Source organism: Paenibacillus sp. FSL R10-2748 (assembly GCF_038005565.1).
GTDB lineage: Bacteria > Bacillota > Bacilli > Paenibacillales > Paenibacillaceae > Paenibacillus > Paenibacillus polymyxa_B.
This window is the reverse complement of sequence record NZ_JBBOTK010000007.1, coordinates 165,028-191,485: the sequence shown is the minus strand read 5'-3', so window position 1 is coordinate 191,485 and position 26,458 is coordinate 165,028. Positions and strand designations below refer to the sequence as shown.

The 26,458-nt window shown below is 42.6% G+C and carries 25 protein-coding genes, 2 pseudogenes and 1 riboswitch; of the genes and pseudogenes, 6 read left to right on the top strand and 21 right to left on the bottom strand.

What is annotated here, in order from left to right; genetic code table 11:
- Positions 1-46: 46 nt before the first annotated feature.
- The 5 genes and pseudogenes from NSS66_RS20700 to NSS66_RS20680 all read right to left on the bottom strand — a co-directional run bounded on the left by NSS66_RS20700 (position 47) and on the right by NSS66_RS20680 (position 4,623).
- Entirely contained in the window at positions 47-1,015 is a 969-nt protein-coding gene (locus NSS66_RS20700; protein ID WP_053325469.1) for a LacI family DNA-binding transcriptional regulator, read from the bottom strand.
- 749 nt (positions 1,016-1,764) lie between these two features.
- Positions 1,765-2,415, bottom strand: coding sequence for an FMN-dependent NADH-azoreductase (locus tag NSS66_RS20695; protein ID WP_305953850.1), 651 nt, complete (start codon positions 2,413-2,415; stop codon positions 1,765-1,767).
- 672 nt (positions 2,416-3,087) lie between these two features.
- Positions 3,088-3,519 (bottom strand): RrF2 family transcriptional regulator, encoded by a 432-nt coding sequence (locus NSS66_RS20690; RefSeq protein WP_023988659.1) that lies wholly within the window; start codon positions 3,517-3,519, stop codon positions 3,088-3,090.
- A gap of 91 nt (positions 3,520-3,610) precedes the next feature.
- A pseudogene (locus tag NSS66_RS20685) lies at positions 3,611-3,879 on the bottom strand (manganese catalase family protein); the annotation flags it as partial.
- Between the two features lie 159 nt (positions 3,880-4,038).
- Positions 4,039-4,623: a TetR/AcrR family transcriptional regulator gene (locus NSS66_RS20680; RefSeq protein ID WP_028541261.1), complete on the bottom strand. Its 585-nt coding sequence runs from the start codon at positions 4,621-4,623 to the stop codon at positions 4,039-4,041.
- A gap of 157 nt (positions 4,624-4,780) precedes the next feature.
- Between NSS66_RS20680 and NSS66_RS20675 the strand changes: the two genes are divergently transcribed.
- Entirely contained in the window at positions 4,781-5,080 is a 300-nt protein-coding gene (locus NSS66_RS20675; protein ID WP_023988657.1) for an NAD(P)-dependent oxidoreductase, read from the top strand.
- Positions 5,081-5,603: 523 nt separating this feature from the next.
- A complete protein-coding gene (locus NSS66_RS20670; RefSeq protein ID WP_256026521.1) occupies positions 5,604-5,735 on the top strand; it encodes a hypothetical protein in 132 nt (43 codons plus the stop codon).
- Here the strand turns inward: NSS66_RS20670 and NSS66_RS20665 are convergent.
- The 8 genes and pseudogenes from NSS66_RS20665 to nikA all read right to left on the bottom strand — a co-directional run bounded on the left by NSS66_RS20665 (position 5,732) and on the right by nikA (position 13,626).
- Positions 5,732-5,944 carry a zinc-binding dehydrogenase gene (locus NSS66_RS20665; RefSeq protein WP_023988655.1) on the bottom strand — a complete coding sequence of 71 codons (213 nt, stop codon included), beginning with the start codon at positions 5,942-5,944 and terminating at the stop codon, positions 5,732-5,734. The genes NSS66_RS20670 and NSS66_RS20665 overlap by 4 nt on opposite strands.
- Before the next feature lie 151 nt (positions 5,945-6,095).
- A pseudogene (gene xerS / locus NSS66_RS20660) lies at positions 6,096-6,961 on the bottom strand (tyrosine recombinase XerS); the annotation flags it as partial.
- A gap of 309 nt (positions 6,962-7,270) precedes the next feature.
- Positions 7,271-8,500, bottom strand: a complete 1,230-nt coding sequence (gene cntE, locus NSS66_RS20655; protein WP_049828392.1) for a staphylopine family metallophore export MFS transporter CntE — start codon at positions 8,498-8,500, stop codon at positions 7,271-7,273.
- Positions 8,497-9,360, bottom strand: a complete 864-nt coding sequence (locus NSS66_RS20650) for an ATP-binding cassette domain-containing protein (protein WP_068938409.1) — start codon at positions 9,358-9,360, stop codon at positions 8,497-8,499. The genes cntE and NSS66_RS20650 overlap by 4 nt, the downstream gene beginning before the upstream one ends.
- Before the next feature lie 15 nt (positions 9,361-9,375).
- The gene (locus tag NSS66_RS20645) at positions 9,376-10,191 is read right to left on the bottom strand and encodes an ABC transporter ATP-binding protein (protein ID WP_340959672.1); all 816 of its coding nucleotides are present in this window, start codon (positions 10,189-10,191) and stop codon (positions 9,376-9,378) included.
- Positions 10,154-11,035, bottom strand: coding sequence for a nickel transporter permease (nikC, locus tag NSS66_RS20640; protein ID WP_023988651.1), 882 nt, complete (start codon positions 11,033-11,035; stop codon positions 10,154-10,156). The genes NSS66_RS20645 and nikC overlap by 38 nt, the downstream gene beginning before the upstream one ends.
- A gap of 4 nt (positions 11,036-11,039) precedes the next feature.
- A complete protein-coding gene (locus NSS66_RS20635; protein WP_053325464.1) occupies positions 11,040-11,981 on the bottom strand; it encodes an ABC transporter permease subunit in 942 nt (313 codons plus the stop codon).
- A 19-nt stretch (positions 11,982-12,000) separates the two neighbouring features.
- A complete protein-coding gene (gene nikA / locus NSS66_RS20630) occupies positions 12,001-13,626 on the bottom strand; it encodes a nickel ABC transporter substrate-binding protein (RefSeq protein WP_023988649.1) in 1,626 nt (541 codons plus the stop codon).
- 197 nt (positions 13,627-13,823) lie between these two features.
- Here nikA and NSS66_RS20625 point away from each other — a divergent pair, with 197 nt between their 5' ends.
- Positions 13,824-15,527, top strand: coding sequence for a helix-turn-helix domain-containing protein (locus tag NSS66_RS20625; RefSeq protein WP_053325463.1), 1,704 nt, complete (start codon positions 13,824-13,826; stop codon positions 15,525-15,527).
- A 598-nt stretch (positions 15,528-16,125) separates the two neighbouring features.
- Here the strand turns inward: NSS66_RS20625 and NSS66_RS20620 are convergent.
- From NSS66_RS20620 to NSS66_RS20610, 3 genes are all read right to left on the bottom strand, one after another.
- Positions 16,126-16,887 carry an SDR family oxidoreductase gene (locus NSS66_RS20620; RefSeq protein ID WP_028541265.1) on the bottom strand — a complete coding sequence of 254 codons (762 nt, stop codon included), beginning with the start codon at positions 16,885-16,887 and terminating at the stop codon, positions 16,126-16,128.
- A gap of 316 nt (positions 16,888-17,203) precedes the next feature.
- Positions 17,204-17,374, bottom strand: a complete 171-nt coding sequence (locus tag NSS66_RS20615) for a hypothetical protein (protein ID WP_023988644.1) — start codon at positions 17,372-17,374, stop codon at positions 17,204-17,206.
- Positions 17,375-17,422: 48 nt separating this feature from the next.
- Positions 17,423-18,388: a flavodoxin family protein gene (locus tag NSS66_RS20610; RefSeq protein WP_053325461.1), complete on the bottom strand. Its 966-nt coding sequence runs from the start codon at positions 18,386-18,388 to the stop codon at positions 17,423-17,425.
- Between the two features lie 311 nt (positions 18,389-18,699).
- Between NSS66_RS20610 and NSS66_RS20605 the strand changes: the two genes are divergently transcribed.
- Positions 18,700-20,253 carry a PucR family transcriptional regulator gene (locus NSS66_RS20605; RefSeq protein WP_340959671.1) on the top strand — a complete coding sequence of 518 codons (1,554 nt, stop codon included), beginning with the start codon at positions 18,700-18,702 and terminating at the stop codon, positions 20,251-20,253.
- 155 nt (positions 20,254-20,408) lie between these two features.
- On the opposite strand, the gene NSS66_RS20600 is transcribed toward NSS66_RS20605, so the two are convergent.
- From NSS66_RS20600 to NSS66_RS20585, 4 genes are all read right to left on the bottom strand, one after another.
- Entirely contained in the window at positions 20,409-20,723 is a 315-nt protein-coding gene (locus NSS66_RS20600; protein ID WP_340959670.1) for a DMT family transporter, read from the bottom strand.
- A 3-nt stretch (positions 20,724-20,726) separates the two neighbouring features.
- The gene (locus NSS66_RS20595) at positions 20,727-21,068 is read right to left on the bottom strand and encodes a DMT family transporter (protein WP_023988640.1); all 342 of its coding nucleotides are present in this window, start codon (positions 21,066-21,068) and stop codon (positions 20,727-20,729) included.
- A gap of 94 nt (positions 21,069-21,162) precedes the next feature.
- Positions 21,163-21,261: riboswitch (guanidine-I (ykkC/yxkD leader) on the bottom strand.
- Positions 21,262-21,344: 83 nt separating this feature from the next.
- The gene (locus NSS66_RS20590; RefSeq protein WP_340959668.1) at positions 21,345-21,863 is read right to left on the bottom strand and encodes a GNAT family N-acetyltransferase; all 519 of its coding nucleotides are present in this window, start codon (positions 21,861-21,863) and stop codon (positions 21,345-21,347) included.
- A gap of 26 nt (positions 21,864-21,889) precedes the next feature.
- Positions 21,890-22,342 (bottom strand): MarR family winged helix-turn-helix transcriptional regulator, encoded by a 453-nt coding sequence (locus NSS66_RS20585; protein WP_028541269.1) that lies wholly within the window; start codon positions 22,340-22,342, stop codon positions 21,890-21,892.
- Positions 22,343-22,456: 114 nt separating this feature from the next.
- On the opposite strand from NSS66_RS20585, the gene NSS66_RS20580 reads away from it, so the two are divergent.
- Both NSS66_RS20580 and NSS66_RS20575 read left to right on the top strand, forming a co-directional pair.
- Positions 22,457-23,101 (top strand): YczE/YyaS/YitT family protein, encoded by a 645-nt coding sequence (locus NSS66_RS20580; RefSeq protein WP_340959667.1) that lies wholly within the window; start codon positions 22,457-22,459, stop codon positions 23,099-23,101.
- Positions 23,102-23,319: 218 nt separating this feature from the next.
- The gene (locus NSS66_RS20575; protein ID WP_340959666.1) at positions 23,320-24,234 is read left to right on the top strand and encodes a dihydrodipicolinate synthase family protein; all 915 of its coding nucleotides are present in this window, start codon (positions 23,320-23,322) and stop codon (positions 24,232-24,234) included.
- Between the two features lie 350 nt (positions 24,235-24,584).
- On the opposite strand, the gene NSS66_RS20570 is transcribed toward NSS66_RS20575, so the two are convergent.
- Complete coding sequence (locus NSS66_RS20570) at positions 24,585-26,447, bottom strand: beta-glucoside-specific PTS transporter subunit IIABC (protein WP_340959665.1); 1,863 nt, start codon at positions 26,445-26,447, stop codon at positions 24,585-24,587.
- Between the last annotated feature and the right edge of the window lie 11 nt (positions 26,448-26,458).

The following is a 26,458-nucleotide window of genomic DNA, read 5'->3' as shown; positions in this document are numbered from 1 at the left end:
TCCACACTATGAATCGAAAGAATGAGGCTAATATTTTTCAATAAAATCATGTAGTTTCGCCTTGCTTGAAGACAACGGGGAGACGATACACTTGCTGATCTAAAGTTTCACCTTCGATTTTCTTATAAAGTAATCTGATTGTCATACGTGCCATCTCCTCCACTGGCTGCCTGATTGTAGACAATATCGGATGAAAATAAGGATGATCCTGAATCCCGTCGTAGCCGATAACCTTTACATCCTCTGGAACGCGAATGCCCTCCCTGCGTGCTCTTTCTATATAGCTGGCGGCTAACATATCGGTAATAGCAAAAATGCCGTCCACATCGCGGTGCTCATTTAGGAACTCGTTAAAATAGGCATCGTCGTCCACTATAGGGTCGGGCTTCTCGTAGATTACATAATCGACTCCCAATGTTTGCGCTTCATGAATGAAACCTTTTCTCCGATTCATGGTTTCACTGAAAACGGAAGTGACGCTTCCCATAAAAGCCGGTTTCTGGGCTCCCGCTTTAACAAGCTCCCTCAAAGCCAGACGCCCTCCCTCATAATTATCGGAGGTCACACAGGTAATTTTTTTGTTGAAGTGCCTATCAATACTTACAATCGGAATGTCATTGCTTACGCTACTCTCTATATCATTGTAAGTAATGCCGACAATACCAGCCACTTTGTTTTGCCGTAGCATATCCAGATAATATAGTTCCTTTTCGGGCTTGCCGCCGCTATTACATAACATGAGCTTAAAGCCTTCCCTATCCAACTCATCCTCAATGTAATAAGCCAGTTCAGAAAAAAAAGGATGCCAGATACTTGGAAGCAGCAAGGCTACCATCTTGGATTTCCTCATCTTGAAATTTCGAGCGACTTCATTAGGAAAATAATTCAGTTCTTGTATAGCTTTCTCCACTTTCCTGCGTGTTTCTGGTTTTACAGAGCCCGAGTTGTTAATAACGCGGGACACCGTTCCCACAGCTACGCCAGCTATGTTAGCTACATCTTTAATACTTGGCATCTCCCTCCCCCTATCTCTCTTTATGAAAATTATAATAACACTAAGATGGAAACGTTTCAATTATGTTTGAAACGCTTTTTTTGCTGACTGTTTTCATGCTTCCTAAAGAATGTCTTCGCTTTAATGAAGCTCTATTGTCAGTTGTATGCGGATCTAAAAAACAAGGCTTGTGATGAAAATTATCATTAGAGAGAACGGTTAAAATCTGTATCAATTTTTGTTCCGGAAATATGCCTATGCTTGCTCAAGCGTTCTCTCCAGTACATCCGTCAGAAAAATGATTTGCTCCTCGAGCTTGCCCTTTTCATGACTACAAATGCCCACGGCCTTTATAAAAGCTTTTTATCTTCCCTGCCGGGCTGAAGCGCCAGTGTGGATTCCATTAGATATACGTCCTTGTCCTCTACATCTGTTCATATTCATCTCTATCCTTCTTGTTTTAGTGGTTAATCCTAAATTTCCCCCGAAAGACACGAATAGCGTTATTAAAAGTTACGTGCCCACCGTTTCTTTAGTCCCATTTGCCAATTTATCGAAGAGATCACGTTAAATTTGTAAAGGCAGCCGATAATCGGCTGCCTTTACGTTTAAATAGTGTTTGCAAAATTATATTTCTTATCTTCTAGAATAGGCTTGCAGATTTGCGTATATAGGCCTTACAAGAGCACATTTCTCAAGTGCTTGCCGTATCAACATTTGCCCAATAGAGCCGCTGGTGCCAAACAGGTAAAGCCTTCCTGGAAAGTGTCTTAGAACGTTGATGCTACTTTGGCCACTTCTTGAAGTCCTTCTTTTACAATCACTTCTGCACGATCCTTGTACTGATTATGTCCTTCAATAATAACATCGGTAGTTTGAATTCCGAAAAGGCCAAGATTCATCTTCACTGGTTTAACCGCTGATTCGAAGGATGCCATCGGCTCTATCGAGTACATTCCTCCACGTGCGCTTAGCAATGCGATTTTTTTATCACCGGCAAGACCAACAGGACCTTCAGCAGTAAATTTAAATGTTTTGCCAACCTGGGAGATATGAGCGATGTAGTTGACCAACGGTGCAGGTGCCATGGTGTTCCAGAGTGGAAAGGCAATGACTACTTTATCTGCGGCAAGGAATTGATCCAGATAACGATTGGACGTTGTTGTGGCTTCCAACTCTTCTGCCGTAAGTTCATAACCTTGACTTAATTTATAGATGCCTGTGATCACAGTATTCCCATAAGTAGGAAGGTTCTCTACGAACAAATCAAGTTCAGTAATTACATCAGACGAATGGGTATCTTTATAAGTCTTGAGAAAAGTCTCATACATCTGAACACTTACTGCTTGATCTGCTGGACGATCATTCGCTTTAATAAAAAGTACATTGGACATAGTAATTTCTCCCTTATAGTAAGATATTTATCTCAGTCCATTTCATATTGTGCCTTTTTTAAGCACATTTAAGACTTTTAAATGCAACTGCGATGAGCACATTATAATTCATTTATTCCTTAATCTCAAGTTCTATTTCTGTACGAATGTTAGGTTACAAAATATGCTTTATAACGTTGTAGTACAGGAGTGACACCTGATTGTTTGGTCAGTAGGAGCAATGGCGTTTTGAGGGGGAGCCCTTTCACAGTATTCGTAACCATATATATCTATCATCTGAATACATCTATAGATGACTAACCGTGATCGATGAGAAGGTATACTTTTAAACATTTTTCTTACAACTAGGGTTTTAAATAACTTACTTTCGTCTATTGATTGAACTTACCATCAAAATTTATATGACTATCTAAAAGATATTGGGAACGGGTCTATTCTGGTAGTATCCTTTAATACTTTAACAGGTATTACCATACCAGTGCTGTTCTCTATATACAATAGTTGCAAGTATGCGCAATTGTGGGGATGAGCGATCAGTGTACTGTTATAACAAAATCCAGCAAGAAAATAAAAAGTCGCCAATATGGCGACATCTTTAACTCTTAACCACTAAGGCAGCATCATTGGTTAAAGCTTTTGAGATGCATCTTTGAAGCAGCACATTACAAATTTATGCCTGTTTTTTTATTTTTTTACTAATTAAAGTAAATCTATACGGTTAGCGACATCATCGATTGTAAACTGACTCAAATATTTTATAGTGTGCTGTTCAGTTTCATACAGAATTTTTTCCAATTCAAGATCAAGCTGTTTAGCGGCATCTCCACAATCGATATCAAAATCAGATTCTGATATATCCGTATTTACTGCATAATAAATATCACCTAAAGTAATTAGACTGGGAGCTTTTCGTAAAATGTAGCCCCCCTCACGTCCACCTTTTGACTCCACGATACCTGCAATGGTTAAAGACTGCATGACTCTTCTCATGAATGTAGCATGCGATTTAACTTGACTCGCAATCATTGCACTAGATAAAACGCTGTTACTTTTTGCTAGCCATACGACAGAATGAACGGCTATTTTAAAACGGGGAGGACCAATGTGGATTCCGCGATTTGCTGTACTCATATGAACACACCTTTTCTCTGTTTAGTTATTATTGGTTATTTAAACTGAATTGGAACTGATAATAAGCTTTAAATATTCTCAATTCGTTCTGCTAAAGAATATATACCTTTTTCTTTCCCGTATATTCAATAATAATCTGCACCGACTCCTTAAACCGCAGCGCATGCACAATCTCCCGCTCCCGCAGAAACTTGAGGCTGTCTTACAGATCCACATCATCCGTCTTGTCAATCAGCCGCTGGTATGTAGCTTGGGCCTTTTCTTCGGCGGCTATTTACTCATACAAATCTGCCAGTGGATCACCTCTAGCCGCGTGTAGGTCGTGATGAACGGAACCCCTGTTGCACTGTTGTAGAACAAGACTACTAGACTGCCGCTGCTTTATTAACTAACGTACCCAGTTAGCATAATGACCTGTTTGTTGACTATATGTCCCTAGATTAAGTTCCCCTTTAATAAAGACTGTTCGGCATAAGAAGATCTCTCTTAGAGAGAGCGTTACTTTGTCTGATTGAACAACTAACGTACACCTTCCTCAATAAAAAATTTCAGCCCTTGAGAAAGATAAGGTATCACCAATTGGATATATTCTTCAGCTGGCCTTGTATCGTTATATTGCCAGTTAACGGCCGCCCCGTAAATGCTCCAGCTTAACATTACAGATGCAATTCGAACGGATTCCTCACGGACTCCTGCATTCTGATTCATCATCATCTCGAAAAATACTTGCTCAAGTTCTTTCTTAATTATCGCTTCTATTACAGAAGTAAATGATTCGAAGCTTTTTCGACATTGGGAAGCCAGCGAAGATTGAAATTGAGTAACCGACATAAATACACTGGCAAGCGTCGTTTCATTGAGCTGGTCATGTATTGAAATTTCTCTCATTACGTTCGTCATTAGATGTTCTTCCAGTGTTTTTTCGAGCAGATCGTATTTATCCATAAAATGATAGTAAAAGGTGGCACGGTTGATCGTTGCTTCTGATGTAATGTCTTTAATACTGATATTCTTAAAATCCTTTTTCGTTGAGAGGAGAAGAAATGCATCCATAATTAATCTGCGTGTACGTACAAAACGTGGATCGAGCCTGTTTTCCGTCATCTCATCTCACCTCCACTTTTTAGACATTTCACTGCATATGTCGTATATCCGATAAAAACGTAATTTTATCGGTTGAACAGTAGCTACCAGTACTTACAATATAACTATACAACAAGTGTTGTAGAAATAATAGATGTATGAAAGACGAGGCTACGTTATGATAATTACAATTTTTGGCGCCAGCGGCGCTATAGGAAAGTTGGTCGTAAAAGAAGCTTTAACACACGGCGACCAGGTAGTGGCTTATGTAAGAAGAGCGGATGCTCTGCCTGAAAATCACCCGAATTTACAAGTGGTTGTCGGTAGCCTGGATGACCACCGCAAAATGAAAGATACGTTTACAAATTCAGACGCCGTGATCAGCGCGCTTGGACCGGCGCAGGATAAATCCAGAAAAGTGAAGGATTTGTCGATCCCCGGGCTCATGAAACCATCATTCAAACCATGCAGGCTTTAAATAAAAAACGTTTTGTCACACTGGGGACGCCTACCGTGAAAGCAAAAGAAGACCGTTCACAAATCAAACATAGAATGGACTGTCGTACGCATTATCAATCCGAATATCAAACAAGACGGCAAGAGCTATGGAATTTCGTTCGGTGATACGAAGTCAGGCATGAATGTATCTCGGGAAAACGTTGCGAAATGCTTGTACGATTTTGTTTGTAAATCTGCCTATATACAAAAAATGCCGATTGTTTTTAATAAATAAGGAGAAAAAATGACAATTACAATATGGATTATACAAGGATTATTGGCAGCCATGTTTCTGTAGAGTTAACAGACGCGGGATTCTGGAAAAGCGGCTTTGCCGCAGTCGGCGCACTCCTTTTGGGTATTACAGTATCATGACTCATATTCGGGTAAAAGGCGGCCTTAGAAACGACGACGATTATTATTCTCGGTATCCTGCCTTTCGTACCGCTGTTCCTGCTCTATTAATTAACTAAAAGAAAGGCTGCCCAAAATGTCAAATATGGATGGAAAACATTTATTCGCTGGGCGAATTGATTGCGGAACAGCACAAGCGAAGGATCGAAGCGGCTGAGCGGGTTACAGCTATTTTGCAATGGCCAAAATGCCGGATGAAGCGGGACTCGATTATTATTTAGAAGGTCACAACAACTTTGCCTTGGGAGTGACCCGTCGACACTTTAATCAACGCTTTGTTAATGTCCCCAAACGTATAAGTTGAATCTATAGAGGGCTTGATATTTTCTTTTTCAACAAGTTTAGTGGTATCTTGTAATTGACTTCCATTGGATTGCACAAATAAAAAGCGATATTCATTTTGATTCTTACGTGCTAAAGAATTGTACATTGACAACAAGTTTATCCCCTATTTCACTCAATGACAGCTGGTACTAAGTCGCTATAGAGAAGCTTTGTGTCATTCCCCCTTGAACAGGGTAAACTTTGTGTCATTCTCCTCGAAAGGGACAAAGTTTGTGTGATTACATGACGAAGCTTTATTACTTATCCATATTATTAACTGCTTTCCTCATTTCTTCATCAGTTAAATGAGTATAAATCATAGTCGTTTGTATTGAGGAATGTCCTAATTGGTTTTTCAATCTAGGCACATCATTGTTCTCCAAGTGATAACGGGTTGCAAATGAATGCCTCAGAGAGTGCACGGTTAAAGCTGGCTTTCCAAAAGCTGTAGCGTATTTTTCGATCAGTTTCTCTATAGATCGCTGAGTTAAGCGTCGGCTTTTTCCTTTACGACCTATAGAGCAGCAATAAACAAAAAGCTTTCAGTTTTCTCTGGTTTATATTTTGATTCTCTGATCTGCAGATAATTTTCTAAATCCAGTAAAGCTTGCTTGCTGAAATACACATATTGTTCTTTATTACCTTTACGGATAACACTTACTAAAGCTTTATTCATATCCAGATCTTCAAGGTTAATGCCTGCAACCTCAGAGAGCCTAAGACCGGATCCTAAAATGAGGGAAACAATGGCTGTATCTCGTTCACGATTAAATTGATGGAAATTGAAAATATGTTTATTCTCTTTATTAATCTTTCCGTAATCATGGGCTACAAATAACCTAAACGACTCAAAATCGTCTTCTCTGAGAATTTTCCCATCAATACGATTGGCAATCGTCTCTTGGCTTTCTTTAACTACATTTAAATCCATTTTGGCCATAACATTGCGCTGGATATATGGCTCTAGGTCACTTATTTCAGCTTTATTCTGTAAGTAATCAAATAAGGATTTTAGTGAGGACAATTTACGGTTAATGGTTAGCTTAGTATTGTCGAGTTGATACTCCAAAAAAGATAAAAAATTCTCCACTTCACGAATGGTTAGTTTCTCTAAAGTAGCTAAATTCTACCCTGGAACGATTCGAGATTTCGCTTGAATATTTGCTCTCTGGTATAACAGGCATTATTCATTACTGGGTTCAAAAACAGGACCGTTTATCCATAGAAAAAATATCGAGCGTTCTTAGCGATATTCACTTCAAGAACGTTCAAGACTTATTTGCCGACGAACAAAACAGGGCTTAAATCGTCCAAGAACGATTTAAGCCCTACCCCATATCTAACTTACACCGATGACTGGCAGCTTGCCATCTCTCAACGATGCCAATGCTAAACTCGATTCTTGATCAGGTAAGTGTATGTTCTCTTAATCTTACGGCTGGGCCTTCATCCAGCGGCTACTCAAGGCAACAAACAAGGCAACGCAGAGAGAAACGCTGGCAGAAATCCAGAAGATGGCTCTGTAACCGGCGGAGTCTGCCACCAGGCCTAGAACGAGACTACCAATCACGGTTCCAAAATCGGACATGGAGATAAATAACCCCATCCATACTTTTCGACGTTCTTTTCCGAGTGTGATGCTCAGGTAAGCGGCAAGCACAGGATACACATTAGCTATGCCATAGCCGATCATCGCACCGCCCCCGTACAGCATCCATGCATTACCTGTTACTGGGGCAAAAGCTACAAGTGCCAGACCTATCGTGAGCGAAACCAACAGCATGCCGACATATACGGAATGCCAGTTCCCGTCCGAAGGCAGATTCTTACGGAAAGCAAATCTTGCTGTCACGATCACGCCCGATTGAATAGCAAAAAACACCCCCGCATTGCCGATTCCGGTCTGTATCACATACAAGGCAAGAAACGCCGTTACCGCGCCAAACCCAATCGTTGCGCTCATCATCACGAGGCTGCTCAGCATGAAGTGACGGTTCCAGAGCGTGGATCGTGCGCTTCTATCTATTTCATGCTTGGTTGTCGTTTGCTTCGCGGGACGCTTTGCCGCTTTGATGTGCTGCGTGGCTCTTCCTGTTCCATAGCCCGAGATGAGCGTCAATGCGCCCAAAACCAAAAGGCCTGCGTAAAATCCGTTCAGTCCAGCTTTTTCCCAGGCGATCCATCCCAGTGCAGGCATCATAACCGAGGGTAGCAAACCAAACAACAAGTATAGAGATAATCCCTGAGCACGGTCACGCTCGGGCAACAGGTCCATAACAGCCATCTGCACGGTCAACGAAAAGAATGCGGCGACAGCGCCTTGCAAACCCCGGACAATAATGTAAGAAACGTTGCCTTGCCATACAAACAATAGCAAAACTAACAGATGCCCCGCCAGAATAAAACGTAGAATGCGGGCAATCCCGAATCGTTCAACGACGATTCCCGCCCATGGTCGCAGCAGCATGCTAACTAGCAAATACATCCCCACGATCATACCGATCTTGTCGTTTCCATAGCCAATGCTTTGCGTATAGAGAGGCAATATCATCTGAACGAAGGCGTTAGCACTATAAAACAAAAAAGTGAGGGTATATAGGCGTAGCAACACGGGGGAAAATGCACCGTTGCGAGCGTATGGCAAATCTTTGCTTCGATTCATGCCCAGGCGCCTTTACGCTGCCCTGCGTCAACATAGAAAGGCCTATCCTTCCGAATTGTACCCAACTCCGGATGTCCGGATAATGAGGCGTCTAACAACTGCTTAACTGCTGGTTCCCTGGATACCTTCATCTCGGCTATCGTCGAGAAGCTACCGCATAAGCTACCCTGATCTAATACAGTCCATCGGTCACATAGTGCAAAAGCAGCCTTCAGGTTGTGCGTGATGAATACGTAGGACATATCCCGTTGTTTCTTTAAATCGCGTAAAACATCGATAATATGTACCTGGTTGGCAATATCCAAGCTGCTGACAGCTTCATCGAGCACGATAAAGCTGGGTCTGGAGATCATGGCGCGTGCAATGTTAATGCGCTGTAGTTGTCCACCGCTTAATTGTCTTGGCAGCTTGTTCATGGCACTTGCAGGTAGTCCGACGATGTCCAAAGCTTCGCCGATGCGGTAATCCTTTTCCCCATTCGTTAGTCGCTCGAAATTGTCCAGGGGCTCCCCGATGATTTGTGCTGCCGTCATCTTGGGATTTACCGAAGAATAACAATCCTGAAATACGGCCTGTACATGCTTCCGTAACTGTTTCTTCGTTCGATTGTCGCAAGCATACATATCCTTACCATCAACAAGTACTGAGCCCCGTTGAGGGCGCTGCAAGCCAAGCATGATTTTGCCGAGTGTACTCTTGCCTGCACCGCTCCCCCCCAACAAACCGATGCATTGTCCTGCCTCCAGCGTCATGGAGATATCCTTCACGACAGCTCCCTGCAACTTCTGTTTCGATTTCCACCAAGAGTTGTTCGCAGAATCATACGTGTGAGTGACGCCAGAAAGTTCTAGCAGTGCCATTATTCTTCCCTCCGTTCATTCATTCAACCGACTGCGTAGCAATTCTTGTGTATAGGAATGTTGTGGTCGATTGAATATGGATAATACGTCGTTATGTTCCACGATCCGTCCTTCATGCATCACGATGACCTCGTCTGCCATCTCTGCGATGACGTCAAGATCATGCGTAATAAGCAGGATGGCAACGTCCTGGTTCATCCGCAGTCTCTCTAGTTCCTCCAATACATGGTATTGATTAATGGTATCGAGGGCTGTGGTGGGCTCGTCCGCAATGACGATGGAGGGTGACAGACACATCGTTAGCGCAATCAACACGCGTTGCAGCATGCCTCCGCTAAGCTCGAACGGATATCGTTTGAGAAGTTCCAGCGGATCAGGCAGCCTTACACTTTCAAGTGCCTGTACAGCCAGTGTCAACGCATCCGTTTTACTACACCGGGCATGTGTGCGGATCGTTTCGACAAACTGGCTTCCGATGGTATGAACAGAAACCAGTGCATTCATTGGATTTTGAACAATATATCCAATATCATTTCCGCGAATGGTGCGTAACTGCTCTTCAGTCATGCCGTTCAGTTCATCACCTCTCAGTCTGATGCTGCCGTTTATGCGGATGGCAGGATCGAGTAGCTGAAGAATCGATCGACAGGTTAGCGTTTTGCCGCTGCCACTCTGTCCTGCAAGACCTACGACGCGTCCAGGCTGCAACGAAAACGAAACATCATCCAGCAATCGTTGAGAAGCGCCGTCTTCGATCACATCGGCACAGACATTATGAAGTGCAAGCAATGGTTCAGGGGTTGCCGATCTGACGTGATGTTCTTCGAACATTGCGGGTGCTCCTCTCCTTCACTTTCTTTACGCCGAGCAGTTGGGAGAGCGACTCCCCCAGTACATTGAACGCGGTGACTACAAGTAAAATACACAATCCCGGATATAGCATTAGGGAAGGGTGTTCGCGCAAATAGCCGCGTCCTTCATTAATCATCGCTCCCCATTCCGCGGTAGGCGGCTGAATGCCGAGTCCCAGGAAGGAAAGAGCTGAAATATCCATGATGGCCCACCCCATCTCTAGCGTACCGATCACCACAATTTGCGGGAAAATATGCGGAAAAACGTGTCTTCTCAGGATCGCTAATCGGCTGGAACCGCAAATGAGGGCAGCCAGCAAATACGGCTCGGAACGCAGATGCAACACCAGACCCCGAGTCATACGTGCATAGTACACCCACTGTACCAGCAGCAGTGCAATAATGACCTGATATATCCCTGGTCCAAGCATACCAACGATGCCAAGCACAAGGACGAGGTTCGGAAATGCAAGCATGCCGTCGCAAATCCGCATTAATAGCTGATCCAGCCAACCGCCTACGTAACCGGATAACATGCCAATCGATACACCAACCAGCACAGATATGGAAAAGACACCCAACACCAGTCCAAACGTAATCCGGACACCATAGATGAGTCTGGACAACACATCCCTGCCCAAATGGTCGGTACCCAGTAAATGCTCAGCCGAGGATGGAACGAGCTTGTCAGCCATTCGTATCTGATTCGGATCATGGGGAGCTATCCATGGAGCAAAGATAGCTGTTACTGCGCAAACACACAAAAAGAACAGGCACAAGCCTACGACCAGCCGCTTGCCAAAAAACAAACTTTTCAATTTCATATTCCTACCTGCTCCTTTCTTGCAAGGAAAGCCTCGGATCAGCAGCCATGTGCAGAAGATCGGTTAGGAGACTTGTACATAAATAAAGACAGGCAGCAAAAAAAACATAGCCCTGAATGACTGGTAAATCGCGGTTGAAAATGGATTCCACGAAAAACCGCCCCAAACCGGGCCAGGAGAATACTCGTTCTACCACAATCGTTCCCGTGATAAGCCTACCTAGATTCATACCGAATCCGGTAATGATGGGGAGGATGGCCAGTCGAACCACATGTCTGAGCATGATGCTGCGCGGCTTTAATCCTCGTGTATGCGCATAGTCCACGTAAGCCTGCTTCATCTGCTCCAGAATACTCTCGCGAAACAGTCGGGCATAGGTTGCCACAAGTGCCAAAGAGAGAGTCAATGATGGTAAAATCAAATGCTGCCATGTGCCCTTTCCTTCCACGGGAAGCAAGTCCCCGTGGAGGGCAAACAGATAGATCAGTAAGTAACCCAGCATGAATTGCGGTAAGGATGCGCCGATGTAGGAAAGAATGCGCACCGCATAATCTACCCACCGCCCGGCGTGTACGGCCGAGAGATACCCTAGTGTGACAACAGTTACGAAAGCGATCAACATACTGCTCCCCGTCAACTGCAACGTTGCGGGCAACCGTTGCCAAATCTCTCCCCAGACAGACTTGGAGGACAGGTACGACGTCCCGAGGTCTAGCTGTAGCATGCGAACAGCAGATTGAACGTACTGAGACATAAAGGGATCGTCCAGCCCCAGTTCTCCCCTCTTCTCCTGTAGCATTTGCTCGTTAGGCTTGATATGAGCTACCGAGAAGTACGCCTCGGCCGGATCAACCGGAGAGAGCCTCATTAGCACAAAAGCTACGAAGGTGGCGAACAGCACGAGTGGAACCAGCGTCAGTGCTCTTCTAAAAATATAACCTGCCATGAGTGGCCCTTCCTTTTCTTTATTTTAGGTGAATGCTATTAAATGGATGATCCCATCTGCTCTCCGGAAATGAAACGTTATCCAGTGTTTTCTGGTATACGTTATATTGACGAATATAGGACAGGGGTATAATAACCGATTCTTCCTGAACTTTTTGTAAAATCTGATCATAAAGCTCTTGTCTCTGTTTCTCGTCAACGGAAGCCAGTACTTGCCTGATCTGTTCGTCAAGCTCTGCCTTGCCTTCAATATTGAGATGTGCCTCTGCAACGCCAAAGGTAGGCTCCGCTACCGCATTGACCAATGTATGTGGATCGTAAGGCACTCCGGAGTTGAACCAGAAGTTCATGTCATAGTCTCCCTCACGGAAACGTTTGGTCTGTTCGGTCAGCTCAAGTCCCGTCAACTGAAGTTTAACGCCAAGTCCAGCCCATTCGGCCTGAAGTGTCTCGCCCATCGCTTTCTGGATGCGGTCAGTTGTATCGTACATCAGCTCAAACGACAGCTTCTCGCCATCCTTTTCCCTGGTACCGCCCGATGCCGGAACCTTCCATCCTGCCTCGTCCAGATAAGCTGCTGCTTTGGAGGCATCGTATGCAAATCCAGGGAACGTCTGACTAACGTAAGGATAATCGGTCGTTAGCACCTGCGTCGCAGGCTGTTCCACGTCAGACGTGATGCCTTTGACCATCGCAGCCTTGTCAAATCCGTGATGCAATGCAAGCCTTACTCGCATATCCGTCAGCTTTTCATTCTGCGTATTCAGGATTAAGTTTCGCGTGCCCAACGGGCCCGATACTTCCGTTTCGAATGCATCGTTCTTTTGCAGGCGCGTGAATTCGTCAAGGCTAATGGAACCCTCTCCGAAAATGAGATCAAGATCGCCTTTCTCGAAGGCTAGTACCCGAGTTTCGGCATCCGGTATGATGCGGACCGTGATCTTGTCCAGTTCAGGCTGTTCGCCCCAATAGTTCGGGTTTTTCACGAATACGCTGTATTCATCCTGCTTGTATTCTTCAAGCATCCATGGCCCCGTGCCGATGGGAGACTGAATGCTTTCCAGCGTATTGTCCCCTTCCGGGAAGCCTGCATCGGCCAAGAAGCGGAATGGACGCACGGTCGTTAAGTCCTGCAAAACCGGATAGTACGGCTCTGACATGACAAGCTTGACGGTGTACTCGTCAACAAGCTCGAGGTGATCCAGCAATTTGGCCGTTCCCAGCCAGCTATGCGTCGTCTTGTTTTGCAGGATCGCGTCTATGTTACGCTTGACGCTAGCGGCGTTGAACGGTGTTCCGTCCGAGTATTGGACGTCCTCCCGAAGATGGAAAGTATATTCTTTGCCGTCCTCGCTAATCTCCCAACTGGTGGCCAAATGAGGCTTGATTTTTCCCCCTTCGCCGTACTCAACCAGCGGTTCGTAAATCATGGATTGTGAGAACAGCTGTGATGGATAGTACGCGTGCGGATTAGATGGACCCAAATCCCTCATCCATGAAACCGTTATTTCTTTAGCTCTTTCCTGTTCCCCGTTAGCTGACGCAGATGGTGCTGCCTCCTCTTTTTTGGAACATGCCGCTGTCACAGCAAGCAGAAGCATAAATAGCATGACAAGTATGCCTTGGAACATTTTTCTCTTTCGCATGGTAAAGCCCCCTAAAACATTAATGAGAATGAAAATCATCTTCAATTTATGTTAAGGAGTTTGGTATGATTGAACAATGGATATATTTCTGATTTTTTATAGCACAAAAAACAGAACCGGGCTTGCGACAATTGACTTGTCTATGCATGTCTTGCTTGGAACCGCGGTTCAAAATACATTTGGTTAAGGAGCACAACATGGAACGTTCAACAATTGACGGAAAAGAAATTTCCTTTTTGCCGAATGAAGGATACGACATATACATCCCTCAAAGCGTGAGCCTTTTCCGCAGGCTGTCCTGCAAACAGCTTATCCCGAGCTCGCCTGGGGCGCATCGCCTCGTCGTGTTTAAGTCGACATCCGGTGTGTTACACTTGAGGAAGCATTTCGTGCAGACCGAAAAAAACGATGTCTTACTGCTTGCACCTGATGCGCAGGCCAGCATTCAATTCGTCGATCCGCACGAAGAAACATTGGGGGCTTCATCGTCCGCCACGCAGCTGAATACCGCGGCGGCCATCGTCATCGTGTTCAGTGTATACCGGCTTGGAGAGTCGAAACCAGCCAATGAATTACTGTCCATGATTCCGTACGAGACGCGCATGAACATTACTGACGAATCAAGGTTACTTGATTTGGCAGGAACGCTCGACCTCTCATTGAAGCGCCCCACTCCCGTCCCCGAAGAGTCGAGATTGAAACAGCAGATTGCGTTGCAGGAACTACTCCTGTTCCTGATGGAAAACATTCGACGGAATACGGAAATATCCGATAACATTCAAGCGGTGAAGCATACAGTCACTTATATCGAATCTCACTATCAGCAAAACATTACGGCCCGCCAGTTGTACAGCATCGCAGGTGTGGCTAAATGGCAATACAGTACCTTATTCAAGTCCATTACAGGAAAAAAACCGTTGGACTACGTGTTGGATATTCGTATGAAACACGCCAAGCGGCTGTTGTTACAGACCGAGGACACGATTGCACAGATTGCCCAAGCCGTGGGATTCAAGGATGAGAGTTACTTTTCGCGCAAGTTTAGACAAACGGAAGGGATCACTCCCCGCCAGTACGAGGAGGCTGCTTCAGTCAGCTCATCTCCCGTGCTCATGCCCGAGGTTCCTTACAAACGGATCGTTGCCGTTGGTTATTCGCTGGGCGATCTATTGTCCTTGGGTATCACGCCGATAGGCGCAGATGTGGAGATCATAGGTAAAAGAGGTCTGTACTGGGATTCCATCAATGGTATTGAGGATATTGGATTACTGGGTGAACCGGGCAAAATACGTAAGCTTCTTCCTGACCTGATCATTCATTCTGGTTTCCGTCAAGATTGGATCGAAGAATTGGCATCCATTGCCCCAACCGTGCTCATCGATCGCTATGAACACGTCTATTCAAGAATCATGCAAACAGCAGAGCTAATGAATCGGCAGAAGCTTGCACAACAATGGATTTATCGGCATCGCGCTGCAAGTAAACAAATGTGGATAGGCCTGGCGAAGCATATGGATGTTAAGCAAACAGCAGCTGTGTTTTCCATCGTTGAGGGCAATCTCTACATCATGAGCATGAAAGGCTTTGCAGTTACTGTATACCACCCTGACGGCATGCAGCCTCCTCCGAAGGTGAAGGAACTAATCCGGGCAGGCATTCCTTTTCAACTGACGCGACCGGAACATGCCTGTAGCTATGAAGCCGATACCCATTTTATTCTCATGGATAACGATCCCCGTACGATCCGGTTATACAGAAGACTGATGCAGTTACCATACTGGAACTCGAAAAGCATCGACCGTATTATTCTTACCGAGAACAAGTACAATTTCGATGATCCGCTCACGATGGACAGATTGTTGCTAGAGCTTCCTCAGATGATTCTGAAGAAAAGTCACTAATGACCACATTGATTTCTCCACGCCAAAAATAGGGATGTAATCAATCGCCTCTTACTACGATTGGTTACATCCCTATCCCCTACAGCGTCATATCCTGCAGCCACTGCAAAACAAGCAATCATACTTCCAATATTACCGACTCCAATAAATCCAATGGTTTTTTTCATATGTCAATGTTCCTCGTCTGATGTTTGTTCACTGTAAGTTTTTTATTGATTATCTTGGCTTGGGACAAGAACTGTACCGATAAAATAAAAAAGCCGATAAAATAGCGACTTTCAATGGGACCTTGTTCTTGTCCCTCGACATCCTTGTAGTATGTATTCAGATAATATTCGCGCAAATCTCGGGGATCTGCGGTGACTAGTGTTTCCTTATTCGATCGCAAAAAACGAGAAAAACGATATGCAGCTCACATTCATGATAATGATATCTAAATATAACTAAAAAATGACGGGATCGTGTGTCAACGCTCCTGTCATTTTATAACATTATTTTTGACATTACATCTCTTTCAATTGAATATTACTTTAACCTTGCAAGGATCTTACTTCGATGATTATATATTTTGAAGCATGTGTGCTCGTTAAACAGTGGATTAGAAGCCTGCCGTCCAACCCGCGTCTGCAGCTATAACAGCCCCGTTCACAAAGCTCGATTCGTCTGATGCCAGGAAAAGGGCTACTTTTGCGATTTCTTCCGCCTGCCCTACGCGAGGAATTACGCCTTGTGTAACCTTCGTTCGGGACGCGCCAAACTCATTTAAGTTATGAATCGTTGAAGTAATGTTTGTGGCTGTCGCTCCTGGCGCAATGGCATTGCATCGGATACCTTTTTGAGCATACATGAACCCCGTGTTTTTCGTAATACCGATTACCGCATGCTTTGAGGCAGTGTAAGCAGCGCCCGCATGCGCGCCGCTGAAGCCGCCCGTAGATGCCGTATTTATAATCACTCCATTCCCTTTATCCAGGAAGATCGGGATAACTTTTCGAATCGAACGCATAACGCTTTTTGTGTTAACATCGAATATAAAATCCCATGTCTCGTCGTCCACATCTCCTACAGGCGCCATGTTATCCATAACGCCCGCATTGTTAACTAAAATATCGAGAGTTCCGAATTCATTAACAGCAGTATCGATCATAGCATGAATATCATTTAAATCAGCAACATTGGTTTTTACTGCGACGGCGGTTCCGCCAGCTGATTTAATTCCTGCTGCAACCGATTCAGCTCCTTCAATGTTCAGGTCTGAAACAATAACACTTGCGCCTTCTTTTGCAAATAATTCTGCAATTGCTTTCCCCATTCCTGATGCTGAGCCTGTAATGACCGCAACTTTTCCTCCCAAACGCATGAAAAATCCCTCCAATGTTTTTTTGAACAACCGTTCATCTGAAGTATGGATCAAATTCTAAATCAAAGTCAATTGTACGAAAGTACACGCCCGAACGGGGGATTCTCAAGAACGAGCACCTCAAAAGGCTGCCTCATGAAAGTCCCTGAAGAACTGTGTAGGTGATTAGTTCACGTATTGGAGCTAGTCTGATGAATCTTTTCGAAGGAGTTTAACGATTAGTGTCAGGTCAATTTTTAGGGATTGATCCAGGTGATGCGGTTAGTTACAGCAACAAAGGATTTATGTTCAGAACCTTATTGCATCTGACTGGTCTTTACATAAGTAAGTAATATTCCAGAGTGATACTTTTTGAAGTTTTCCCAACAACTAAATTATCATTAATGATCTTAGGTCCTATAAACCAAAAGAGTGTGTAAGATGAAAAACTGACGCCGTTTAGACCAGCTCCAACCATGCCTGCTTCAGCAAGCATCTTACCAGCCAAATTCGCTCCCAGCCTTTCAAAAAAAGAATAAGCACTTTATTCGGAATATCAATTACGAGCAGGTCTGGAATAAGATAAATAGTTTTTGTATTTTTTTAATCTTTCAGGCAATTCTCCAGCCTTGGAATTAGGTTTTAATGAAACTTTATATAATTCATCCGCATGCTCGAATTTCCCAGAGATTAGAACATGAGAATGCGCTCTATCTTCCTCCGCGACATTGAATTTAACTTTGCCTTGTTCAACCTCCAAAGTGCCCTTTACACCGCAAATTCCGCATATTGCAGGATAATTATCATCATGATTTCTGATTTCAACGAGTTTGGAATGACAGATTGGACATAAACCAGATTCGCCAATATATTTCGCTTCCGTATTCGGATTCATTAGTGTTTCAGCCACATGACGACCAGATTGCCTAGCTCTGTTCAATTCATTTTCTTTAAAGACTACTGATCCAGGCAAGCCAACCCAATTAACCAGCATTTTGTCTACAACATTGATTTGCATCGGCAGCGTGAAAAGATGGAGCATCGGCAGAGCAAGTGTGTCCCACTCACTCCCACCTACAGCTATAAGAGAAGCCACTCTTTGTTTAAAGCTTCTTTCATCTGGGCCTTTACCAGTAGTTATTCCTCTTTCTTCGCGTTGCTTCTTGGCAATCATTCGGAAGGCAATATCATGGGAAGGGCCCATCCGGTCATTCAGAGTCTTCAACAGTCCACTCGGACTCTTCTCATAAATGGCTGAGCTCACAATTAACCCGTCGCATTCCATTATTTTTTCTTCAATAAATCCATAATCATCGTTCTTTATCACACAATCTCCTGAGCCACACTTTTCAAGCAGGCTGACTACACAAGCATTACAACCGGTGCAAGGTTTAATTTGCAGGTCATTAAGACGTATAAGCTCTACCTCGGCACCTATCTCTTCAGCACCCATCAGAGCTTCCTTCACAAGGATTTCTGAATTACTCATCCTTCTACCGCAACTGATCCCTAAAATTTTCATTAATATCCTCCTGCAATTTGTATTTATTAGGCATAGATCCTGAAGCAAATCCATGCGAGAGTTTCAGCTTTCTCCACTAATTTCGCATAAATTTCCTCACATAATTCCAAAACTATTCCCTCACAGAGTTCTGATTTTAAACAATATTACTCATTTTTTGATTAAAGTGTCATTTATTGCAGCGTGTAATAATTTCAGTATATATAATAAAAACGTTATATCCCATGTGCTGGAATTTAAATATGGTCCAATATAGTGACGATGTTTTGTAATATTGCACAAGGATTAAAAAGCTTTTGGAGGCTGCTCTCGTGAAAATTCAAAAAATAATCAGAAAACTTAGCGACTGTTATCTTTCCTTGCCCGAAGAGGCCATGCAAACAAAAGAAATCAGTGAATTTACTATCCTGCGGTTGAGTTCCATTTTCCAGGCTGACACCGCTTATATAGGCAAGCTTTCGGATTTGCCAAAGGACTTTCCTACAGACACTCCTCTTTTCTGCATTCAGGATTGTGATGCACTTGTAGACTCTTATACTTGTCTTACCCTTCTGCCAAATGGACTGGATCTGCTGGATCTTTCGGGAAAGATTTCATCTATACTTGCTCATGAGAATCGGCTCATTGAGCATATGCACACTCTGATATCCGCACTTTACTCAAACAAAGGTTTACAATACTTGACAAACGAGGCCTCCCGCATCTTTGGTAATCCGGTAATCATTGTCGACGCAGGCTATAAGTTACTCGCTATGTGTCAGGCCCCCATCCCCAGCCGACCTGATATCGAACAGCAGCGAAATTTGGGTTATATTCTTGACAGTAATATTGAGAGCATGAAGAAATCCAATCTGTACGAACTGACCCGTATGGCTCTTATTCCTTATTATTCACGCGATCCCGAGACCAACGACTGTTGGATAACAGCTTTTGTGTACGTACATGGTATAGAATTCGCGCAGGTCAGTGTTATGGAACTGGATCGTAAATTTACAGATATTGATTTTGAACTCGTACAATTTCTTTGTGAGCTAGTTTCGGTAGAATTGCAAAAGAACGACTTTTATAATTGCAATCAAGGAATGATGCATAGTTTTTTGCTTTCCGAACTGCTTACAGGCGAGCTCAATGATGCTAATGTCATCGCAATGCGACTGGCTCATCTGGAATGGACTCTTACACCTTACCTGAGAGTGCTGACCTTGACAGACCTGAAGAACGGCTTTTTTGACGGGAAAGTTCAGCTGGTTGCACAGCATATGATCCAATTACTTCCGGATAGCCGTTGGATCGTATATCAGGGACGTATTGTATTTCTCATTTCCCTTGTTGATTCATCCTGTAAAATCATTGCTGAAGACAAACGTATTCTGGAATTTCTCCAAGTAAACGGACTAACTGCTTCGCTGAGTGACTGCTTTAGTCATTTAACTTTTTTGCGAAAATATTATAAGCAATGCCTAACCGCCATTGAGATTGGTTTCCAACTTAATTCTAACAAGCCAGTGTATATGTATGAGGACTATCTCTGCGAGCATATTGGAAAAATCATATCGGAACAGAACGATCTCGCTGACTTCTGCCATCCAGTTATCCAAAAGTTAATTGCTTATGACAATGCCCACAAAACAAGTTTGCTGTCTACCCTTGAAGCCTATCTTCAATATGTGGACACTCCAAATATTGCTGCTAAAACACTTTTTATTCATAGAAATACTTTGTTCTATCGAATCAACAGGATACGTGAGCTTTTCAAGATTGATCTAAGCGATGGTGATATTCGTCTGAAGCTTCAAATGACTCTTCATTTTCTAAAACTGAAAACACAACGCGGCGATCCTAAAGATCAGAGTATAGAAGGGTAAGCAAATGCAAAAAAACATGCAGACAAAATTTCTTATCGATACTTTGTCTGCACGCTGGTCTTTTCTTTCTATTTTTAAATTTAATGATAGCCCATAAGCATTCAGATAGTTCGCTGCTGTTCTAAGATGACCAGTATGTCTAATTCCATCATTAATCAGCTTACCAGCTTTAGGCCAACTGCTGAACCGAGTACCATCGCAATGAACAGAATTCTCGCGGTATTACGCGGTTCACTGTAAAAGATCATGGCCAACATGGCCCCGCCAGAAGCCCCAATACCGGTCCAGACAGCGTAGGCCGTTCCCATGGGTAGTGTTTCCATGGCCAGGGATAGAAACAAGAAGCTCAATCCAAAGCCTGCAAGCAAGTAAAAAGCAGACAGGAAATTCCGATCTTTATGGAGCTTATTAATCATAAGAACTCCCATCATCTCAAATACGCCTGCCAAAATTAGAAATACCCAGTTCATACGTCAGTGCACCTCTTTTCCTTGTTTCTTCTCTTTGCTCTGTATTTTGAGCCCTACAACTCCGAGCAGAAGCACCCCGATTAGCAACAATTTAGATCCCTGTACCTCAGCATCAAACAACAAAATTTCTGCCAATACAGTGCCGGCCGTTCCCAACCCGACAAACACTGCATACACCGTACCTACCGGAAGCGTACGGGAAGCCATAATCATGAGTATGAAACTTACTAAAATTCCAACTAAAGTGCCCCCCCACTCTAACCATCCGCTGGCATGTTTCAGGCCGATGACCCATCCAACTTCAAATAATGCCGCAATTACAACAGATAACCATGTCTTGTTCATTCTGTGCTTCCTCCTTTTTGATAATGTTGCAAATGTAGTATGGATTTATAGCAGCAATAAAAAAAGCCTGAGAGAATACTGCATACAACAGTTTTTCTCCCAGGCTTTTATCCCTCCGTGGCACAGTACGACGACTGTGAGTTTTCTCTCGGACCAGCCGATATTACATCGCGGAACCCTAGAAAACATTTTTGAATTCAATTATAGTTAACATTATACATATTAGTTGATAAATTACAATATAAAATTAATAAGAATTCGTATATCATCCTAAACTTATATTATTGTTTTGGTCATTATGAAATCAATTTGTTCTTCATCACCCATATAAAAAGAGTGTACGCCAGTTTGAACAAACCCCATTTTCTTATAAAAAGCAATGGCGTTTTCATTTTTTTCCCATACACCGAGCCAGATTTTCTTCTTATTATGTTCCATCGCAATTTCTATAGCTTTATTTAGCAGATATTTACCAAGCCCATGTTTTTGAAATTTATTTTTTATATAAATCCTCTCAATTTCGAGCGACTCATCACCCAGTTTTTCGGATTGGGCGTCATTCATATTTACCTTTAAATATCCAGCCAGTTCTTCATTGAAATAGATGAAAAAGATTTCTGAAGAGACGTTGGACAATTCCTCCTCCAACTGTTTAAAGTTAAATGCTCTTTCCAAATAGGCTTTCATATTTTCAGGTGAATTCTGATCTTTAAAAGTATCGTTGAATGTTTCAATACTTATTTCTTGGAGTATTTGTAAATCTTCACGGCTGCACTTTATTATTTTCACAGTCACTTTAATGCATCTCTCCTTCATGTAAATCAATAATTTCTTTTGTTCCCCTTTTTTACAAATTCCCAGTCATCCCCTATATTTTCTCTTACTCTTTGAAGAAGATTGAAAATGGTTTCTACTTCTCTTTCCGAAAATCCCTCTAATGCAATGTTATTGGAATAATCATTTTCTCTTTTTATAAAAGGATATACATTGTTTCCTTTATCTGTTGGATAGAGTTTTTTAATTTTTTGGTTATGGTTATCTTCTTTCTTTTCAATAAATCCATTAATTACAAGTTTTTTTATAGCACGAGATGCAGTTGTTCGATCTACTTTTATCATCTCAGCTAACTTTTCTTGAATGATTCCTGGGTTTTCACATATTCGCACAAGGTACAAATACTGCCCTTTTGTAAGGTCATATTCTTTAAATTCTATATTACTTATAGAATCTAATGCCCTTGCGATCATTCCAATTTCACGAAGCACTTCCTTCATAGTTAACTCCTTCGCCCCTATTTTATTGCAAATGCAATAAAAATGATATATATTGAATTTACCTTATTTTTATTGCATTTGCAACATAAAATTATGTTAAAGAGGTCGAGTAAAGTGAAATATGTTTTTTTCGTATTAGGAATTTTTATATTATCCCTTGGAATTTCGTTCACTATACAATCAGACCTTGGGACTTCACCTTTTGATGCACTTTTGGTAGGACTGTCCATAAATGTGGGGCTTACTGTGGGAAGTTGGGAAATCATAATAGCTATAATATTGATATGTTGTAATTCGCTTTTAAAAAGACAAAGACCTGAAGTTTTGGGGTTGTTAACAGCATTTATAACGGGTATTGGTATTGATATGTGGCTTTTTTTATTACACAATTTAATAATACCTGAACTATGGTACAGCAAAGTTGTTTGTTTTGGAATTGGTTTAGTTGTTGTAGGATTAGGAACTGCAACATATTTACAGACAAATTTTGCACCAATTCCAGTTGACCGATTAACATTAATCATACAAGAATTAACTAGAACAAATCTATTTTTTTCGAGAACACTCATCTACCTTATATTCTTGATCATAGCAGTCATTTTAAATGGACCCATTGGCATTGGAACTTTGTTAACCGTTTGTTTAGGGGGGCTAATACTCAATTACTTTATGCCACTTACTGAAAACGTACTTGACCGCATATTAACACACTCTCATACATCACTAAATCATGAGAAACATAAAAAGCATTCTATATAGAATGCTTTTTATGTTGTTCAACTAACCTGATCTGTTAAAAGATGTAATATCCAAGTTGAGACTGAAGCTTGATGCTCATATCTCTTTGTTTCGATCTTAAGTTTGTCTAGAAGAATTGGTACTGTTATTTGTCTCTCAATTGGTACTTTAATTGTGTCTAATTCATTTTTATAATGTGTTTGTATTTTGAAGGTCAATTAATAAAGGAGTGTAGCTTTATGTTCTGTGGATTATCTGCTTTTCCACTCACGCCAGTTAACGAGACAGGTATTAACGAAAAAGCATTTGTGACACTAATTCAACGATTAGTTGCAGCTGGTGTAGACTCAATTGGTGCATTGGGTTCAACTGGAAATTATGCATATCTTAATCGAGAAGAACGTTTACGTGTGCTTCGACTTGCTGTCCATTCATCTGAAGGGATTCCCGTGATGACAAGTATAAGTGCGATTCGTACTTCTGAAGTACTTCGATTAGCGGAAGATGCACAAAGAGCAGGAGCAAGCGCAGTGCTGTTAGCTCCTGTTTCTTACCAGGCATTAACAAATGAAGAGGTATATTCGTTGTATGAACAGGTGACAAGCTCGCTCTCTATTCCGCTCTGCGTATATGATAATCCGGGGACTACACATTTTCATTTCAGTGATGAGTTGCACGGTCGGATTGCTGAGCTGCCTAACGTTCGTTCTATCAAGATTCCTGGAGTGCCTTCTGATCCTGAAGCAGCCAAGGCACGCATTAGAAAACTGCGACCGGCCATTCCTCCCCATGTAACTATAGGAGTAAGTGGAGACTCATCCGCAGTCACTGGCTTGGATGCAGGCTGTGAAGTATGGTACTCAGTTCTTGGTGGTTTGTTTCCAAGGGCGTGCCAAAAAATGACCCGTTTGGCCCAGTCCGGTTTTGCTGAAGAAGCGAAACAACTCTCGGCGCTACTTGAACCGCTTTGGTCGTTATTTCGTCAATATGGCAGCCTTCGCGTTATTTCAGCAGCAGCAGAAATAAGTGGCTTGATCTCAAGTCCCAGTCTTCCTTTGCCCTTACAACCATTGAATCAATCAGCTAGAGAACACTTGAAATTCATACTAAAGGATCTTCAGTCTACAGAAACATTCTGTTCACCATTCGGCTAATACCTTTTCGAAGGGGAGACTACTAAGCACGTTTGCATTAAAATTTTTCGTTATGAGTGTTGGAGGAACAACAGATGTGGTTCACATTTGCAATTGGTGCTGAACGTGTTCTAGAGGCTTTGAATTACATTGTCCTAGAAGCAAACTCATTACCTCTCGAAGTCGATAAGGCTATTTCGAGACCTTATTGTCCAATCCTTTGCTGAACTACCCAAGCATTCGTAATTTCTTAATCCTTTTCTTCGTTAGCAACGGAACTATCTACTAAAAAAAGCCAGCTATAATAGCTATAGCTGGCTGTTATACGTTTTTTCAATTTACTTCCAAGATCAAATCCATGCTGTCCTGTGTTAAACCAAATTTGAAGATGAAACGCTAGGTTTTGCAGGAATCACATGTAATAACTGTTTTGAATTTGGATCCTCCAGATTCACATGCACTTGATCATAATTAAATGAATTCGTAACAATAACCATTACCGTAGGATCATAACCCGCAGCCTTAATTTGCTCCAAGTTAAACTCAACTAATTTGTCATCAATGCCAATTCTATCATTTTCCTTAACCAATGGTTTAAAGTGTTGTCCCTTTAATTTCACAGTATTAATACCGATATGAATCAAAAGTTCTATACCGGAATCAGATACAATGCCAATCGCATGCCCGGTTTTGTACACGCTGCTTACCGTTCCGTTTACCGGAGCTGTAACAATTCCGCTAATTGGAACAATCCCTGCTCCTTTACCCATCGCTTCAGAAGCAAACACCTCATCGCTTACACTGCTTAAAGGAACAATTTGGCCATTCACAGGTACCACAACCTCGTTTGGATTTGCTTGATCACTCAAATTCGTCACACTCTTATTCGAAACACCGAAGAAATAAGTTAAAATGACGGCTCCAAAGAATGCAATAATCAATCCGATGACTTCTCCAATGAAACCTTGGCCTAAATAAGTTGGAATAGCCAACAAGCTAGGAAATGTAAATGTGGATGCATGTACTTCAAACGATCCAATGACAGCACCTCCAATACCAGCAGCGATCATTGCACAGTAGAATGGACGCTTTAATTTAAGGGTTACGCCGTAAATTGCCGGTTCAGTGATACCAAAAATGGCTGTGATTGCTGCAGAACCCGATAGGCCTTTGATTCTGGCATCCTTGGTTTTCAAAAATACGCCTAGAGCAGCACCTGCTTGAGAAAGTACGGCTGCACATACAATCGGCAACCATTGGTCGTATCCTTGATTAGCGACATTGTTTATCATCAGCGTAATCAGCGCCCAATGGACTCCGAAAATGACAATCGACTGATGGAACGCTCCTAAAACCAACCCAGCAAGTAATGGGGAGAAACCAAAGATTGCTAACAATACCATGGCGAACAGGTCACTGATCTTTGTGCCTAGAGGGCCGATAACAGCCAAAGTTAGAGGCAACATGATCACTAGAGAAACCAGAGGGGTTAGCATATTACGAATTGATTCCGGAAAGAATTTGTTCAACAAAGGTTCCAAGTAAGAGAGGCCCCAAATCGACAACAGAATGGGAAACACAGACGCCGTATACGTAATTGGTATGATCGGTATGCCAAAGAAATCAATCGTTTGTGAATTGGATACGATCTCTACTAAAGACGGATGAATGAGTGCACCAGCTAACGAAACGGCTACGAATGGGTTGACTTTAAGCTTCTTGGCCGCAGTAAATGCCAAGAAAATCGGCAAAAAATAGAAAATGGCATCACTTGCTGCATTCCATATTTTATACGCACCACTGTCAGTCGATATCCAGTTCATTGTTGTAAATAAAGCTAGAATGCCTTTCAAAATTCCGGATCCAGCCAAGGCTCCCAGAAATGGCGTAAATACGGCCGAAACAAAATCCATCAACTGACTGACAGGATTAAATTTCTCAGTTCGTTTTTCTGAAGCGCTTTCATTGTTGCTAGAAGCATGTAATGCCATTCCAGGTAATGATGTTAGTGCATCATAGACTTGAGCAACGGAATTACCAACAACCACCTGATACTGTCCGGCACTATTGACGACGGTAATGACCCCATCTGTGTTTTCAATCTTTTTGGTATCTGCAGTACTCACATCATTTAATTTAAATCTCAATCTAGTGGCACAATGCCACACCGCATTTACATTCTCTTTTCCTCCTACGCCATCCAGAATATCCTTTGCCAATTTTTGATAACTCATAGTTGTCCCCC

Excerpts from the sequence above, each read along its gene's own strand:
- NSS66_RS20595 (WP_023988640.1), bottom strand. The coding sequence starts at position 21,068 with ATGAACAAGACATGGTTATCTGTTGTAATTGCGGCATTATTTGAAGTT.
- nikC (WP_023988651.1), bottom strand. The coding sequence starts at position 11,035 with ATGAAATTGAAAAGTTTGTTTTTTGGCAAGCGGCTGGTCGTAGGCTTG.
- NSS66_RS20610 (WP_053325461.1), bottom strand. The coding sequence starts at position 18,388 with ATGAAAATTTTAGGGATCAGTTGCGGTAGAAGGATGAGTAATTCAGAA.
- NSS66_RS20600 (WP_340959670.1), bottom strand. The coding sequence starts at position 20,723 with ATGAACTGGGTATTTCTAATTTTGGCAGGCGTATTTGAGATGATGGGA.
- NSS66_RS20675 (WP_023988657.1), top strand. The coding sequence starts at position 4,781 with ATGATAATTACAATTTTTGGCGCCAGCGGCGCTATAGGAAAGTTGGTC.
- NSS66_RS20645 (WP_340959672.1), bottom strand. The coding sequence starts at position 10,191 with ATGTTCGAAGAACATCACGTCAGATCGGCAACCCCTGAACCATTGCTT.
- NSS66_RS20575 (WP_340959666.1), top strand. The coding sequence starts at position 23,320 with ATGTTCTGTGGATTATCTGCTTTTCCACTCACGCCAGTTAACGAGACA.
- cntE (WP_049828392.1), bottom strand. The coding sequence starts at position 8,500 with ATGAATCGAAGCAAAGATTTGCCATACGCTCGCAACGGTGCATTTTCC.
- NSS66_RS20650 (WP_068938409.1), bottom strand. The coding sequence starts at position 9,360 with ATGGCACTGCTAGAACTTTCTGGCGTCACTCACACGTATGATTCTGCG.
- NSS66_RS20700 (WP_053325469.1), bottom strand. The coding sequence starts at position 1,015 with ATGCCAAGTATTAAAGATGTAGCTAACATAGCTGGCGTAGCTGTGGGA.
- NSS66_RS20670 (WP_256026521.1), top strand. The coding sequence starts at position 5,604 with ATGGAAAACATTTATTCGCTGGGCGAATTGATTGCGGAACAGCACAAG.
- NSS66_RS20585 (WP_028541269.1), bottom strand. The coding sequence starts at position 22,342 with ATGAAGGAAGTGCTTCGTGAAATTGGAATGATCGCAAGGGCATTAGAT.
- NSS66_RS20690 (WP_023988659.1), bottom strand. The coding sequence starts at position 3,519 with ATGAGTACAGCAAATCGCGGAATCCACATTGGTCCTCCCCGTTTTAAA.
- NSS66_RS20665 (WP_023988655.1), bottom strand. The coding sequence starts at position 5,944 with ATGTACAATTCTTTAGCACGTAAGAATCAAAATGAATATCGCTTTTTA.
- NSS66_RS20625 (WP_053325463.1), top strand. The coding sequence starts at position 13,824 with ATGGAACGTTCAACAATTGACGGAAAAGAAATTTCCTTTTTGCCGAAT.
- NSS66_RS20570 (WP_340959665.1), bottom strand. The coding sequence starts at position 26,447 with ATGAGTTATCAAAAATTGGCAAAGGATATTCTGGATGGCGTAGGAGGA.
- NSS66_RS20620 (WP_028541265.1), bottom strand. The coding sequence starts at position 16,887 with ATGCGTTTGGGAGGAAAAGTTGCGGTCATTACAGGCTCAGCATCAGGA.
- NSS66_RS20680 (WP_028541261.1), bottom strand. The coding sequence starts at position 4,623 with ATGACGGAAAACAGGCTCGATCCACGTTTTGTACGTACACGCAGATTA.
- NSS66_RS20635 (WP_053325464.1), bottom strand. The coding sequence starts at position 11,981 with ATGGCAGGTTATATTTTTAGAAGAGCACTGACGCTGGTTCCACTCGTG.
- nikA (WP_023988649.1), bottom strand. The coding sequence starts at position 13,626 with ATGCGAAAGAGAAAAATGTTCCAAGGCATACTTGTCATGCTATTTATG.